This window comes from Lelliottia jeotgali (assembly GCF_977070485.1).
Map to the genome: position 1 here is coordinate 29,136 of NZ_CDRVFO010000014.1, position 14,573 is coordinate 43,708.

Below are 14,573 nucleotides of genomic sequence, written 5' to 3' on the forward strand. Positions count from 1 at the left end.
CGATGATTGCAAAACCCACGCACCCACGCCGTCCCCGCTGGCGCAGCCTGGCCCTGTTGGCCCTGTGCCTGGCCCCTTTGCTGTGGCCGCTGCATCACCTTGCCGAACGCTATTATCAGGACGAACTGGCGTCGCAGAATCGCCAGACCCTGGACCTGTACGTCGCCAACCTGCTCGGCACCCTGCACCGCTACGAGACCCTGCCGCAAATTCTTGGCGAATTGCCGGCGCTGCGCGGCGTACTGGCCGACCCGTTCAAGCTCGAAGCGGTAACCAACGCCAACCGCCTGCTCAAAGACATCGCCCACCAGACCGGTGCCGAGGTGATGTACCTGATGGACGTCAGCGGCAATACCCTGGCCGCCTCCAACTGGGACAAGCGCGACAGCTTCGTTGGCCGTAATTTCGCCTTCCGCCCGTACTTCAACGAGGCCATGGCCGGGCAACTTGGGCGCTTCTTCGGCCAAGGCACCACATCGGCCAAGCGCGGCTATTTTTTTGCCGCAGCAGTCCATGACCGTGAACGCATCGTCGGGGTATTGGTGGTCAAGGTCGACCTGGACCACACCGAGACACTCTGGGGCAATACGCCTGAGCAACTGTTGCTAACCGACCACAACGGTGTGGTGATCCTCACCTCGCGGCCCGACTGGCGCTTTCGCGCCACGCGCGAGCTGACCGAGGCCGAGCGCCAGGCAATCATCGCCATCCAGCCCTACCCGACCCAGGCGCCACAGCCGCTGGTGCTCAACCAGGACGCCTGGCTGGCCCAGACGCGTGACATCAAGGAGACCGGCTGGCAGGTCAGCATCCTCGCACCGCGCATATTGGTCGACCGCTCGGTGCAAACCGTCATGGCCATCGGTGGCGGCACACTGCTGGTGCTGATGCTGCTGGCCGGCCTGGTGATGCAACGCCGCCGGCACTATATCGACCGCATCGACTTCGAAGCCCGGGGCCGCCAGGAGCTGGAAAATCGTGTGGCCCAGCGCACCGCCGACCTGGAAGGCCTCAACAACCGCCTGAAAAGCGCGGTACTGGAGCGCGAGAATGCCCAGCAGGAGCTGGTGCGCGCACAGGACGAGCTGGTGCAAGCGGGCAAGCTGTCGGTGCTCGGCACCATGTCGGCGAGCATCAGCCACGAACTCAACCAGCCCTTGGCAGCCATCCGCAGTTACGCGGAAAACGCCGAGATCCTGCTCGATCACCAGCGCACTGAAGATGCCCGCGGCAACCTCAAGCTGATCGGCGAACTGACCGGGCGCATGGCCTCGATCATCGCTCACCTGCGGGCCTTCGCCCGGCGGGACCGCCATGCGCCGGAAAGCGTGGCCCTGCAGCCGGCGCTGGACGACGCCCTGGCTCTGCTGGCCAAACGTCGCCGAGCGATGGCCGTTGAGCTGATCCGTGACCTGCCTGATGCCACCTTGTGGGTGCAGGCCGGGGAGACACGCCTGCGCCAGGTGCTCGGTAACCTGCTGGCCAACGCCCTCGATGCCCTGACTGAAAAAGCCAACCCGCGCCGGCTGTGGCTGAGTGCCGAAAAACGCGATGACTACGTCTACCTGTTCATCCGCGACAATGGCCCGGGCTTCAGCCGGCAGGCCCTTGAGCACGCCAAGGAGCCGTTCTTCACCACCAAGACCCGCACCCAGGGCCTGGGCTTGGGCCTGGCCATCTGCGAAAGCCTGATGCGTGCCCTGGGCGGTGAACTGCTGCTGGCCAACCACCCGGAAGGCGGCGCCCTGCTCACCCTGCAAATGCGTGTGGCAGCGCCCGGCGCCAACCTGCAACCATCGGAGGACCCCTCGGCATGACCCCCGAGATACAGATCGACAGCCAGGCCCAGGTGCTGCTGGTCGACGACGACCCACACCTGCGCCAGGCCTTGAGCCAAACCCTCGACCTGGCGGGGCTCAAGGTGGTTGCCCTGGCCGACGCCCAAGGCCTGGCCGAGCGCCTGGAGCCCGACTGGCCTGGCGTGGTCGTCAGCGACATCCGCATGCCCGGCATCGATGGCTTGCAACTGCTCGAACAATTGCACGGGCGTGACAACGAACTGCCAGTGCTGCTGATCACCGGCCACGGCGATGTGCCCCTGGCGGTGCAGGCCATGCGCGCTGGCGCCTACGACTTCCTTGAAAAGCCCTTTGCCAGTGAAGCCCTGCTCGACAGCGTGCGCCGCGCGCTGGCCCTGCGCCGGCTGGTGCTCGACAACCGCAGCCTGCGCCTGGCCTTGAGCGACCGCCAGCAACTGGCCACCCGCCTGGTCGGCCATTCGCCCGCCATGCAGCGCCTGCGCGAACAGATCGGTGCCCTGGCCGGTACCCGCGCCGACGTGCTCATCCTCGGCGAAACCGGCGCTGGCAAGGAGGTGGTGGCCCGCGCCCTGCACGATCTGTCCAGCCGCCGCGATGGGCCATTCGTGGCCATCAATGCCGGCGCACTGGCCGAGTCGGTGGTCGAAAGCGAGCTGTTCGGCCATGAGCCCGGCGCTTTCACCGGCGCGCAGAAGCGCCGCATCGGCAAGTTCGAGTTCGCCAATGGCGGCACGCTGTTCCTCGACGAAATCGAAAGCATGAGCCTGGACGTGCAGGTGAAGTTGCTGCGCCTGCTGCAGGAGCGAGTAGTCGAGCGCCTGGGCGGCAACCAGCTGATCCCGCTGGACATCCGCATCATTGCCGCAACCAAGGAGGACCTGCGCCAGTCCGCCGACCAAGGCCGCTTCCGTGCCGACCTTTACTACCGCCTGAACGTGGCACCGCTGCGCATCCCGCCGCTGCGCGAGCGAGGGGATGACATCCTGGTGCTGTTCCAGCATTTCGCCGATACCGCCAGCCAACGTCACGGCCTGCCACCGCAAACCCTGCAGCCGGCGCACCGGGCCATGCTGCTGCGCCATGCCTGGCCAGGCAATGTGCGCGAACTGCAAAACGCCGCCGAGCGTTTCGCCCTTGGCCTGGAGCTGGCGCTCGATAACCAGGCTCCCGCGGCCCCAGCACCCACAGCCCCGCTTCAGCTGGGCAACCTCAGCGAACAGGTAGAGCAGTTCGAGCGTTCGTTGATTGCCGCCGAACTGGGCCAGCCGCACAGCTCCATGCGCAGCCTGGCCGAGGCACTCGGTATCCCGCGCAAAACCTTGCATGACAAGCTGCGCAAGCACGGCCTCAGTTTTGACGGTGGCCACAGCGGGCCTGACGACCACGAGGACAACCGCCCATGAACAGCGACAGCCAGTACCTGCAGGGCGTCCTGCACAGCGACATTCCCCTGACCCGTGAAATGGGCCTGCAGGTCATCGATTGGCAAGGCCAGAGCCTGCGCCTGCAGCTGCCGCTGGCCGCCAACGTCAACCACAAAAGCACCATGTTCGGCGGCAGCCTGTACTGCGCCGCCGTGCTGGTGGGCTGGGGCTGGTTGCACCTGCGCCTGCGCGAGCTGGGCATCGACGACGGGCATATCGTCATTCAGGAAGGCCAGATCAGCTATCCGCTACCGGTCACCGGCACGGCAGTGGCGCGCTGCGCCGCACCGGACGAAAAAACCTGGGGGCGCTTCATTGCGATGTATCAGCGCCGCGGCCGTGCGCGGCTGACGCTGGACACCACGGTTTGCAATGCTGGCAGCGACGAGCCCGCCGTAAGGTTCAGCGGGCAGTATGTGTTACATCGCTGAGGCGAGCTGGATCAGCGCCTGACGCCAGCTGGCAGCCGCGGGCAAGGCGAGGAAGAAGGGGTTGAGCAGGGATTCGCGTGGCGGGTAGCGGAACGGCTGGCCGTCCACGCCGACCACTTCGCCGCCTGCCCCCTCCAGCACGCCTTGCGCCGCAGCGGTGTCCCACTGCGAGGTCGGCGCCAGGCGCGGGTAGCAGTCGGCGCTGCCTTCGGCCAGCAGGCAGAACTTGAGCGAGCTGCCGATATTGGCCAGCTCCAGCTCACCGACAGCAGCGCCGAGCCCAGACAGCAACGCTTCCTGCTGTGGGCTGGAATGGCGACGGCTGGCCACCACGGTGAAACGACCATCGGCAGGTGGCGCGTTACGGACGTGGACCGGTTGCGGCTCGCCGCCTGCCTCTGCCCGCCAGGCGCCCAGGCCTTGGCCACCGAAATAGCAGCGGCCGCTGGTCGGCATAGAAACCACGCCAAACACAACTTCGCCGTTTTCGATCAGCGCGATATTGACGGTGAACTCTTCGCTGCCCGCGATGAACTCCTTGGTACCGTCCAAAGGGTCGACCAGCCACCAGCGCTGCCAGCCTTGGCGCTCGGCCAACGGGATATTGCAGTCTTCCTCGGACAGCACAGGGATCTGCGGCGCCAGCGCCTGCAGGCCGTCGGCGATAACCCGGTGTGCGGCCAGGTCGGCGGCGGTCACCGGCGAATCATCCGCCTTGTTGGTCACCGCCACGTCGGCGCGCCAGAACGGCAGGATCGCCTGCCCTGCCAAGCCGACCAGTTTCACCACTTCATGCATCAGTTGCTGGTCGTTCATACGTCGAGCAGCCCCCGCTGAATCAGCAAGTCACGCGCCAGGTACAACGCCGCCAGCGCCCGCCCCTCGCTGAACTGGGGGTGCATGGCCAGCGCCGAGAGTTCGCGAAGGTTGACCTTGTCCACCCGCATCGGCTCCGGCTCGTCGCCCTCCAGCCGCTCTTCGTAAAGGTCGGTGGCCAGCACCACCTGGATCTTCTGGCTCATGTAGCCGGGGGACAGCGACAGCTCGGTCAGGTGTTCCAGCTGACGCGCGCCAAAGCCGGCTTCTTCCTTGAGCTCCCGGTCAGCCGCTGCCAGCACATCCTCGCCCGGTTCGATCAGGCCTTTGGGCAGGGACAGTTCGTATTCATCTGTACCACCGCAATACTCCTCCACCAGCACCGCGTGTTCGGCATCGAGCATGGCCACGATCATGACGGCGCCGTATCCATTGCCGCGCCCGACCAGGCGCTCGTAGGTACGCTCGTTGCCGTTGCTGAAACGCAACTGCACGGCCTCGACGCGGAACAAGCGGCTGCTGGCGACGATCTCGCGGCTGAGAACGGTGGGTTTCTGGCGCATGGGGCGGCTCCTTGGCGTGAACGGGTTACTATACCGTGGCTTGCCGACTGAACGAGAGTTTCCCATGCCTGTTCTTCCCTGGTCTGCCATCGATACTGTCCTGCTGGACATGGACGGCACGCTGCTCGATTTGCACTACGACAACCGCTTCTGGCTGGAGCACCTGCCCCAGCGCTACGCCCAGGTGCACGGCGTAAGCCGGGCGATGGCCGAAATGGAGCTGCAGCCGCTGTTCGAACGCAATGCCGGCACGCTCAACTGGTACTGCCTGGACTTCTGGAGCCGCGAGCTGAACTTGCCGATCCGCGAACTCAAGCGCGAGATCGCCGACCTGATCGCCCTGCGCCCAGACGCCGATACCTTCCTGGCAGCGATCCGCCAGGCCGGCAAGCGCGTGGTCATGATCACCAATGCGCACCGCGATTCGCTGTCGTTGAAGCTGGAGCGGGTGGAGCTGGCGCCGTATTTCGAGCGGCTGATCAGTTCGCATGATTACGGCTACCCGAAAGAGAGCCCGCAGTTCTGGGATGCGTTGCAGGCTGATATCGGGTTCGAGCCTGGGCGCAGCCTGTTCATCGACGACACCTTGGCCATTCTGCGCAGTGCCCGGCGGTTTGGCGTGGGGCATTTGCTGGCCGTGCGCCAGCCCGATAGCCAGGCGGCGCCGCGCGATACCCAGGAGTTTGCGGCAGTCGAGGATTACCGGGAGTTGCTGGTAGGCCTTTAAGGCCAGATCGCCGGCAAGCCGGCTACCACAGGTACTCCACACCTATTCAGAGCTGTGGTTGTCCTGTGGGGGCCGGCTTGCCGGCGATTGGCCGGAGCAAACGATAGAAATCTGTCAGTCCGGAATCCGCAGCACCTGCCCCGGATAGATGTTGTCCGGGTGCTTGAGCATCGGCTTGTTGGCTTCGAAGATCTTGTTGTACTGGCCGGCGTTGCCATACACGACCACGGCAATGGCTGACAGCGTGTCACCCTTTTTCACGGTTACGAACCGCGCAGCCTGAACCACCGGCCCTGTTACAGTGATCTGATCATCAACGCTGGCCACACCACTTATGTTGCCGGCCGCGAGGATGATTTTCTCCTTCTCCTCCTGGCTGGCCACCTCGCCCTTGAGGATGATCTTGTCACCCTCGACCGTAGCGGTGATGTTCGGGTTGCCCAGGCCGACACTCTCCACGTGTTTCTTCAACTGCTCCTCGGCATTGGCATTGCCTGGGGTCAGCAGGTCGATCAACTTCTCGCCGGCTTCCTTCACGAAACTGAAAAGGCTCATTGCGTTCTCCATGTTGACGATAACCTCGGAAACACGAGTCTAGGCCAGGATTTCCTACCCCGCCCCACTGCGACCAATCGACGCGGTCTATCAAGGCATAGACCCTAGCGATTAGACGTGACCGGCCCACAGGCCTAGGCTGGTGCTATCAAAAAGCCGCCGGTAGTCAGCACCGATGAACAACCAGCCCCGATGAACAGCAAGCCTCCGGTCTGCGCGGCCTCGACGCCTCTGGCATTACCTGCCGCCAGCAACACCTACGATTACGTCCAGCTCGACGACGCTGCGCGCGCCAGCACGCCGCTGGCCGAAGAAGTCGCCCTGGCCATCGTCTACAACGGCCTCAACCAGGCCGTGATGCTGGTCAGCCCCACCGATCTTGAAGACTTTGCGGTCGGCTTCAGCGTTGGCAGCGGCATTGTCGAAGGTACCGCGGACATCTACGACCTGAAGCTCTCCGGCAGCGGCTCGGCGTTGTACGCCGACCTGGAGATTTCCAGCCGCGCATTCTGGAACCTGAAAAACCAGCGCCGCCAACTGGCCGGCACCAGCGGTTGCGGCCTGTGTGGCGTCGAAGCCCTGGAGCAGGCGCTGCCGGAGCTGGCCGAGCTGCCTGGCGCGCCATTGCCACCGGCGCAGTGGCTGGTGGGCCTGCGTGAGCGTATCGATGCCTTCCAGCCTCTGGGCCAGCACTGTGGTGCCGTGCATGCGGCATTGTTCATGAACGCCCAGGGCGAACTGCTGCTCGGCCGCGAAGACATCGGCCGCCACAACGCCCTGGATAAGCTGATCGGCGCCCTGCTGCGCCAGGGCATCGCCACCGAAGGCGGCCTGGCGATCGTCACCAGCCGCTGCAGCCTGGAGCTGATCCAGAAAGTCCTGCGTGCCGGCATCCAGACCTTGGTCAGCCTCTCGGCCCCTACCGGGCTTGCCCTGCAATGGGCGCGCAAGCACAACCTCAACCTCATTCATCTGCCCAAACACAGTGCACCGCGGGTCTATAGCCCAGCGGCGGAGTCGTAATAGCCGTGACCTCGTACCAGCCTCTTCCAGACAACGCCCCAGCCTCCCCACCACGCTACAAGCCCTACCACGGCCCCGCCGGTGGCTGGGGCGCCTTGCGCAGCGTGGCCAAGGCCTGGGTCGGCAGCGACAATGCGTTGAAGAATCTTCGCGCCCTGCTCAAGACCAACCAGAATGGCGGCTTCGACTGCCCCGGTTGCGCCTGGGGCGACTCGCCCGAAAGCGGCATGGTCAAGTTTTGCGAGAACGGCGCCAAGGCCGTCAACTGGGAAGCCACCAAGCGCCGAGTCGATGCGGCCTTCTTCGCCCGCTACAGCGTCAGCGCGCTGCTTGAGCAGAGCGACTACTGGCTGGAATACCAAGGCCGCCTGACCGAACCGATGGTCTACGACCCGGCCAGCGACCGCTATCAGCCGATCGCCTGGGAGGCAGCCTTTGCCCTGATCGCCCGAGAGCTGAACAACCTGGCAAGCCCCGATCAGGCCGAGTTCTATACCTCCGGGCGGGCCAGCAACGAAGCGGCGTTCCTGTACCAGCTGTTCGTGCGTGCATACGGCACCAACAACTTCCCCGACTGTTCGAACATGTGCCACGAGGCTAGCGGCGTAGCCTTGGGGCAAAGCATCGGTGTGGGCAAGGGCACTGTCACCTTCGATGATTTCGAGCACGCCGATGCGATCTTCGTCTGGGGCCAGAACCCCGGCACCAACCACCCCCGCATGCTCGACCCGCTACGCGATGCCGTAAAGCGTGGCGCCCAGGTGGTGTGCATCAACCCGCTAAAGGAGCGCGGCCTGGAGCGCTTCCAGCACCCGCAGAACCCGCTGGAAATGCTGACCAACAGCGACCGGCCGACCAACACGGCGTTCTTCCGCCCGGCCTTGGGCGGCGACATGGCGCTGTTGCGCGGCATGGCCAAATTCCTGCTGCAGTGGGAGCGTGAGGCGCAGGCCAAAGGCGAGCCGGCGGTATTCGATCACGTATTCATCGCCGAGCATGGTCACGGTGTCGATGAGTACCTGGCTGCAGTGGACGCCACCTCGTGGGCGCACATTCAGGAGCAGTCGGGCCTTGAGCTTGCTGACATCGAGCTGGCTGCACGCATGTACTGCCGTGGCAAACGGGTGATCATGTGCTGGGCGATGGGCATCACCCAGCACCGCCACTCGGTGCCGACCATTCAGGAAATCGTCAACCTGCAGATGCTGCGCGGCAACATCGGAGTGCCTGGCGCAGGGCTGTGCCCGGTACGCGGCCACAGCAACGTGCAGGGCGACCGCACCATGGGTATCAATGAACGCCCGCCGGTGGCGCTGCTCGATGCCATCGAAAAACGCTTCAATTTCCCGGTACCGCGGCACAATGGCCACAACACCGTCGAAGCGATCCACGCCATGCTCGACGGCCGCGCCAAGGTGTTCATCGGGCTGGGTGGCAACTTCGCCCAGGCCACCCCGGATACCGAGCGTACCGCCCAGGCCCTGCGCAACTGCGCGCTGACCGTGCACATCAGCACCAAGCTCAACCGCAGCCACCTGATCCACGGCAAACAGGCGCTGATTCTGCCGTGCCTGGGCCGCACCGATATCGACCTGCAGGCCGACGGGCCGCAGGCGGTCACCGTTGAGGACTCTTTCAGCATGGTCCATGCCTCCAACGGCCAGCTCAAGCCGCTATCGACCCAGATGCGCTCCGAGCCGGCAGTGGTTGCCGGCATCGCCGCTGCCACACTTGGCAAAAACCCGGTCGACTGGCACTGGCTTGTGGCCGACTACAACCGTATCCGGGACTTGATCGGCGACACGATTGCAGGCTTTGCCGACTTCAACCAGCGCCTGAGCCACCCAGGGGGCTTCTACCTGGGCAACAGTGCAGCCAGCCGCCAGTGGAAGACCACCAACGGCCGCGCCAATTTCAAGGCCAACCTGCTGCCGGACACCCTGCTCGACCAGCGGGTTCGCGCCAGCGGCCAGGTACCGGACCTGATCATGCAGTCCATGCGCTCGCACGATCAGTACAACACCACCATCTATGGCCTGGACGACCGCTACCGTGGCGTGCGCGGCCAGCGTGACGTGCTGTTCGTCAACGAGGCCGACATCATCCGCCTGGGCTTCCAGCCAGGGCAGAAGGTCGACATCGTCTCGTTGTGGGGCGATTCGCATGTGCGCCGTGTACAGGGCTTCACCCTGCTGGCTTTCGATATCCCGGCTGGGCAGGCGGCGGCGTACTACCCGGAAGTGAATCCGCTGATCCCGTTGGAAAGCATCGGTGAGGGCAGCCATACACCGACCTCCAAGTTCGTCGCCATCAAGTTGGAGCGGGCGCGCGACGACGGGCGAATCGTGTAATCGAACCGTACGGGTAAAAACGAAAAAAGCCCTGTTCCACAGGGGTTCAGGGCTTTGTCACAATTACCTCAGACACACGAAAATCGATAAAGTTTCATCGTGAAAACAGTAACTTAGAGAATTGTGTACAACTCGTGCTACTCGTCGGATTTTCGTTGCCAGCCGCCTCAAGGAACTGCAAATTCGCCCTCGTCATCCTTATGAGGCTCTCTTGATGAAGAAGTACTCCTCGATTCTGTTGTTGTCTTTCAGCTTGCTCAGCGGCGTTGCCATGGCCGGTGGCAATACCGAGGCCGGCATTGGCGGCGCATTGGGTGGGGTACTCGGCTCCGTAGTGGGCAACTCCATCGGTGGTAGCACTGGCGGCGCCATTGGTGCCGGCCTGGGCGGTGCGGCCGGTGGTGCCCTAGGTGCCGACAAGCGCCAGCGTGGTGAGGCCGCTATCGGCGGCGCACTGGGCGCTGCAGGCGGTAACGTGGTCGGTCGCTCGGTGGGTGGTACCACCGGCAGCTACATTGGTGCAGCCGCAGGCGGCGGCGCCGGTGGCGCGCTCGGTAACTACCTGGGCAACAAGGCGATGATGACGACCGTCACGACGACCGCCGCTACCGTCGCGGCTACGACGACCGCCGTCATTACGACCGTGGCCGCCACTACGGCCACCGCAAGCACAAGCGTCACTGGCGCGACTGATACCTGAGACCATCCTCAGGCAGCAAAAGCCCCGCCCTCACCAGCGGGGCTTTTTCATGCCTGCGAACCGAGCTGCAGGCCCGACAAAATGACTTGCAGCGCCGCCGGCAGCGGTACCGGCCGGCCGCTGGCTCGCTCGATGAACACCTGCACCACGGTCCCTGCCGCACAAGCATCGGCCTCCCCCGGGCGATACAGCGCCAGCCGGTACTCCACCGTGCTGCCTGCAAGGCGAGTTACGCCCAGACCCACCTCTAGAACGTCCGGAAAGCCCGGCAGCGCGAAAAAGTCTGCTGCCGAACTGACCACGAACGCCGCCAGCTCACCTTCACGCAGGTCGAATTCAGCTTGCTCGACCAGAAAGGCCTGGATGGCGGTTTCGAAGAAACCATGCACTGTGGCACCGGCAATGTGGCCGTTATGGTCGTTGTCTTGGGGGCGGGTGAGGATGGGGTGGAAGTGGGAGAACGCGCTGCGCTGAGGGGATTCGGTCATGAGATATCCACAATTGGTTACACCGTGAGGAAGCTTCCCACACCAAGACAGGAAGGACTATAGTCGCAATCAACTATAGATTGCATACCATGGTGTATCTGATGAAACTGAGAAAGACACCGATGCCAACTCATCAATTAGATCATGCCAACTTGAGCCGACTGGTGGAATCAGGCCGAATCAACGCTACGCACATCGTCGGCCAGCCAGGTGGCTGGGCCATCCAGGTCGATATCAATCAGCAAGAGCACCTGCTGATTGCCCAACGTAGCGGCAATGTAAGGCTTTTCAAAAAGTTTGAAACCTTGGTCATCTACCTGCGTGAGATGGGCATCGACCATTTCGAGGTGGACACCTCAGCCTTTGACCCTGGCCTGATGAGCACTTACCAACGTCCTGATCGCGCTCAAGCGTTGAAGCGGGCTCATGAAGCAGCCGCTTACGAGGCGTGGTTCGCAGAACAAGTCGAAGCAAGCCTGAATGATTCGTCGCCCGCGATGGAGGATGAAGAAGCAGAGCTGCTGTTCGCGGCTCGCCGCAGCGAACTCAAAGCCAGAGTCCGCTGATGCGCCTGGCTTGGCGTGAGATGGCCCGCAATGATCGCTTTCGCATTATGGACCATATAGCCCAGGACAATCCCGCTGCCGCCATTTCACTAGACGAAAAATTTGCCGAAAAAGCCAGGCTCGCTGCGCAGACTCCTTCCATGTACAAACCCGGGCGCTATCCGGGGACCCGGGAAATCATCATCCACCCCAACTACGTGATGGTCTATCGGATTACAAGGGAAGCCGTGGAAATCATCCGCATCCTGCATGCAAGGCAGCAATGGCCCTGAAACACAAAAGCCGCCCCTTGGGGGCGGCTTTCTCGTTGCAACCGGCGACAGCTTACAGCTGTGGGCCAGCAGCCTTGATGGCGTCGGACACTTCGAACTTCTTGAAGTTTTCAGTGAACAGCTTGGCCAGGCCTTTTGCAGCTTCGTCGTAGGCAGCTTTGTCAGCCCAGGTGTTGCGCGGGTTGAGCAGCTCGGTCTCGACGCCCGGAACGGCCTTAGGCACGTCCAGGTTGATGATGTCCAGGTGCTCGGTCTCGGTACCTACCAGGGCGCCGCTCTGGATGGCAGCAATCACGCCACGGGTGGTCGGGATGCTGAAACGCTTGCCGACGCCATAGCCACCACCGGTCCAGCCAGTGTTGACCAGGTAGACCTTGGAGCCGAAGGCGTTGATACGCTTGATCAGCAGCTCGGCGTATTCGCCAGCCGGGCGCGGGAAGAACGGTGCGCCGAAGCAGGTGGAGAAGGTCGACTTGATGCCGCCGCCCGAACCCATTTCGGTGGAACCGACCAGCGCGGTGTAGCCCGACAGGAAGTGGTAGGCCGCCTGCTCGTTGTTCAGGATCGAAACTGGCGGCAGAACACCGGTCAGGTCGCAGGTCAGGAAGATGACTGCGTTAGGCTCGCCACCCAGGTTGGCTTCGGCGCGCTTGGCGACGTGCTCCAGCGGGTAGGCGGCGCGGCTGTTCTGGGTCAGGCTGACATCGGCGTAGTCGGCGTGCTTGTTGCCGTCCAGGACGACGTTTTCCAGCACGGCGCCATGCTTGATGGCTTTCCAGATGACCGGCTCGTTCTTCTCGGACAGGTCGATGCACTTGGCGTAGCAGCCGCCTTCCATGTTGAAGACAACGCCTTCGCCCCAACCGTGCTCGTCGTCACCGATCAGGTAACGGCTCTCGTCAGCCGACAGGGTGGTCTTGCCGGTGCCGGACAGGCCGAAGAACAGGGTGACGTCGCCTTCTTCACCGATGTTGGCAGCGCAGTGCATTGGCAGCACGTCGGCAGCCGGCAGCAGGAAGTTCTGCACCGAGAACATGGCTTTCTTCATTTCGCCGGCATAACGCATGCCCGCGATCAGCACTTTCTTGGCGGCGAAGTTGATGATGACGCAACCGTCGGAGTTGGTGCCGTCACGCTCAGGCACGCACTCGAAGTTGGCAACGTTGAGGACCTGCCACTGGTCGCGGCCTGCCGGGTTGAACTGCTCAGGGTTGATGAACAGGCAACGGCCGAACAGGTTCTGCCAGGCGGTCTGGGTGGTCATCTTCACCGGCAGGTAGTGCTCGGCGGCAGCCCCTACGTGAACGTAGGAAACGAAGTGATCCTGGGCGTTGTTGAACGCCTCGACGCGGTCCCACAGGGCATCGAACTTGTCGGCCGGGAACTTGCGGTTGATCGGGCCCCAGGCGATGGCGTCCTGGGTGGAAGGTTCTTCGACGATGAAACGGTCAGCCGGCGAACGGCCAGTACGGTGCCCGGTCTCGACGACCAGTGCGCCGGTATCGGCTAGCACGCCTTCACCGCGTTGCAGCGCTTCTTTTACCAGCTCATCGACGCTCAGGTCGGTGTACACGGTGTTGTTGGCTTGCGTCATGAGATACCCCATCCGGCCCGAGGCCGAGTGCTCCAAACGTTTTGTAGTTGTCTGTAAAAAACTACTACAGCGAAAAAAGTGGCCGGATTATGCCAGAAACGCCCAAAAAAAGTAGGCCCCTCCTGTCGTAACTGCCCTTTTGCGCAATTCGACAGGAGATTTCCCTGAAATTAAACGTTTCAGTGGCGATTTTCTGACGCCGTGTCAGTGCCACCACCGGCAAACAGTTGTGCCACATCGCTGGCATCGAAGAAATAACGCTCGTTGCAGAACTGGCAATCGATCTCGACCTTGCCCCCGCACTCCTCAACCAGCTGCTTGGCATCCTGCTCGCCAAGACTGACCAGCGCATTGCCGGAACGTTCGCGCGAGCAGCTGCATTTGAAGCGCAGCGGCTGGATATCGAACAGGCGTACCGCGTCTTCATGATAGAGGCGGTGCAGCAAGGTTTCGTTGGCCTCGGCCCACTCCTGCGGCTTGAGGGTGTTGGCCAGGGCAATCACATGCTGCCAGCTGTCCTCGCGCTCTTCTTCGTCACGCTGGCGATCCACCGGCAACTGCTGCAGCAACAGGCCGCGAGCCTTGCCGCCTTCGGCGTTGAGCCAGAAGCGCGTGTTGAGCTGCTGAGACTGCACGAAGTAGTTGGTGAAGCACTCGGACAGGTTTTTGCCGTCGAGCTCGACGGTACCCTGGTAGCGCTGGCCTTTGACCGGGTCGATGGTCAGGGTCAGATGGCCGTCGGGCATCAGCTGAGCCAGGGTCGCGTCGGCTGCTATCTGGTCCGCTTCGTAACGCGCCATGCCGCGGATGTCGCGCTCGCCCGAGCACTCCACCATCAGCAGGGGGATGGGGCCAGCAGAACGCGCCTGCAGGATCAGCAGGCCGTCGAACTTCAGCGCGCCCACCAACAGCGAGGTAGCGGCCATCAGCTCACCGAGCAATGTGGCAACGGGCTGTGGGTATGCATGACGAGCCAACACCGCGGCGTAGCTGTCATCGAGTGCCACCCACTCGCCGCGAATATCGCGGTCGTCGAAGATGAAACGTTGGGTGAAATCGGTATCCGGCAAATCGCTCATAGGTTTTGGCTATCTAGAAATGATGACAAAATGGTTACACGGGATGTCGAACACTCGCGAGTTCCCGTGACAGAGCGCTCACAAGGCGCTCCGATTCCTGATTGCAATAGAGGTATTTTATGGACAATCGACCACTGTTAAAAGCAAGGTGGTCTTGGGGCCCC

At 63.0% G+C, this 14,573-nt stretch carries 15 protein-coding genes; 9 read left to right on the plus strand and 6 right to left on the minus strand.

What is annotated here, in order from left to right:
• Positions 1 to 2 precede the first annotated feature (2 nt).
• The 3 genes from ACW4TB_RS19815 to ACW4TB_RS19825 are packed head-to-tail and all read left to right on the plus strand — an operon-like array spanning position 3 to position 3,675.
• Positions 3 to 1,817, plus strand: coding sequence for a sensor histidine kinase (locus tag ACW4TB_RS19815; protein ID WP_012316703.1), 1,815 nt, complete (start codon positions 3 to 5; stop codon positions 1,815 to 1,817).
• Complete coding sequence (locus tag ACW4TB_RS19820) at positions 1,814 to 3,223, plus strand: sigma-54-dependent transcriptional regulator (RefSeq protein WP_279933394.1); 1,410 nt, start codon at positions 1,814 to 1,816, stop codon at positions 3,221 to 3,223. The genes ACW4TB_RS19815 and ACW4TB_RS19820 overlap by 4 nt, the downstream gene beginning before the upstream one ends.
• Positions 3,220 to 3,675 carry a thioesterase domain-containing protein gene (locus tag ACW4TB_RS19825; protein WP_012316705.1) on the plus strand — a complete coding sequence of 152 codons (456 nt, stop codon included), beginning with the start codon at positions 3,220 to 3,222 and terminating at the stop codon, positions 3,673 to 3,675. Before ACW4TB_RS19820 ends, ACW4TB_RS19825 begins: the two co-directional genes overlap by 4 nt.
• Here ACW4TB_RS19825 and cysQ read toward each other — a convergent pair.
• Complete coding sequence (cysQ, locus tag ACW4TB_RS19830; RefSeq protein ID WP_455843062.1) at positions 3,664 to 4,476, minus strand: 3'(2'),5'-bisphosphate nucleotidase CysQ; 813 nt, start codon at positions 4,474 to 4,476, stop codon at positions 3,664 to 3,666. The two genes, ACW4TB_RS19825 and cysQ, sit on opposite strands and share 12 nt — an antisense overlap.
• A gap of 11 nt (positions 4,477 to 4,487) precedes the next feature.
• On the minus strand, positions 4,488 to 5,054 hold the full coding sequence (nudE, locus tag ACW4TB_RS19835) for an ADP compounds hydrolase NudE (protein WP_046788238.1): 567 nt from the start codon (positions 5,052 to 5,054) through the stop codon (positions 4,488 to 4,490).
• A 64-nt stretch (positions 5,055 to 5,118) separates the two neighbouring features.
• Between nudE and yrfG the strand changes: the two genes are divergently transcribed.
• The gene (gene yrfG, locus ACW4TB_RS19840) at positions 5,119 to 5,781 is read left to right on the plus strand and encodes a GMP/IMP nucleotidase (RefSeq protein ID WP_012316708.1); all 663 of its coding nucleotides are present in this window, start codon (positions 5,119 to 5,121) and stop codon (positions 5,779 to 5,781) included.
• A 114-nt stretch (positions 5,782 to 5,895) separates the two neighbouring features.
• On the opposite strand, the gene lysM is transcribed toward yrfG, so the two are convergent.
• Positions 5,896 to 6,336, minus strand: a complete 441-nt coding sequence (gene lysM, locus ACW4TB_RS19845; protein ID WP_279933387.1) for a peptidoglycan-binding protein LysM — start codon at positions 6,334 to 6,336, stop codon at positions 5,896 to 5,898.
• 192 nt (positions 6,337 to 6,528) lie between these two features.
• Between lysM and fdhD the strand changes: the two genes are divergently transcribed.
• From fdhD to ACW4TB_RS19860, 3 genes are all read left to right on the plus strand, one after another.
• On the plus strand, positions 6,529 to 7,359 hold the full coding sequence (fdhD, locus tag ACW4TB_RS19850) for a formate dehydrogenase accessory sulfurtransferase FdhD (protein ID WP_012316710.1): 831 nt from the start codon (positions 6,529 to 6,531) through the stop codon (positions 7,357 to 7,359).
• A gap of 5 nt (positions 7,360 to 7,364) precedes the next feature.
• Positions 7,365 to 9,710: an FdhF/YdeP family oxidoreductase gene (locus ACW4TB_RS19855; RefSeq protein ID WP_279933384.1), complete on the plus strand. Its 2,346-nt coding sequence runs from the start codon at positions 7,365 to 7,367 to the stop codon at positions 9,708 to 9,710.
• Positions 9,711 to 9,924: 214 nt separating this feature from the next.
• Complete coding sequence (locus tag ACW4TB_RS19860) at positions 9,925 to 10,410, plus strand: glycine zipper domain-containing protein (protein WP_455843058.1); 486 nt, start codon at positions 9,925 to 9,927, stop codon at positions 10,408 to 10,410.
• A gap of 47 nt (positions 10,411 to 10,457) precedes the next feature.
• Here ACW4TB_RS19860 and ACW4TB_RS19865 read toward each other — a convergent pair whose 3' ends face one another.
• Positions 10,458 to 10,898 (minus strand): acyl-CoA thioesterase, encoded by a 441-nt coding sequence (locus tag ACW4TB_RS19865; protein WP_279933382.1) that lies wholly within the window; start codon positions 10,896 to 10,898, stop codon positions 10,458 to 10,460.
• 101 nt (positions 10,899 to 10,999) lie between these two features.
• Between ACW4TB_RS19865 and ACW4TB_RS19870 the strand changes: the two genes are divergently transcribed.
• Together ACW4TB_RS19870 and ACW4TB_RS19875 are read left to right on the plus strand one after the other, a co-directional pair.
• Positions 11,000 to 11,464 (plus strand): hypothetical protein, encoded by a 465-nt coding sequence (locus ACW4TB_RS19870; protein ID WP_223255173.1) that lies wholly within the window; start codon positions 11,000 to 11,002, stop codon positions 11,462 to 11,464.
• The gene (locus ACW4TB_RS19875; protein ID WP_012316715.1) at positions 11,464 to 11,736 is read left to right on the plus strand and encodes a type II toxin-antitoxin system RelE/ParE family toxin; all 273 of its coding nucleotides are present in this window, start codon (positions 11,464 to 11,466) and stop codon (positions 11,734 to 11,736) included. Before ACW4TB_RS19870 ends, ACW4TB_RS19875 begins: the two co-directional genes overlap by 1 nt.
• 52 nt (positions 11,737 to 11,788) lie before the next feature.
• On the opposite strand, the gene ACW4TB_RS19880 is transcribed toward ACW4TB_RS19875, so the two are convergent.
• The gene (locus ACW4TB_RS19880) at positions 11,789 to 13,330 is read right to left on the minus strand and encodes a phosphoenolpyruvate carboxykinase (protein ID WP_012316716.1); all 1,542 of its coding nucleotides are present in this window, start codon (positions 13,328 to 13,330) and stop codon (positions 11,789 to 11,791) included.
• A 179-nt stretch (positions 13,331 to 13,509) separates the two neighbouring features.
• Entirely contained in the window at positions 13,510 to 14,409 is a 900-nt protein-coding gene (hslO, locus tag ACW4TB_RS19885) for an Hsp33 family molecular chaperone HslO (protein ID WP_279933379.1), read from the minus strand.
• Positions 14,410 to 14,573: the final 164 nt, after the last annotated feature.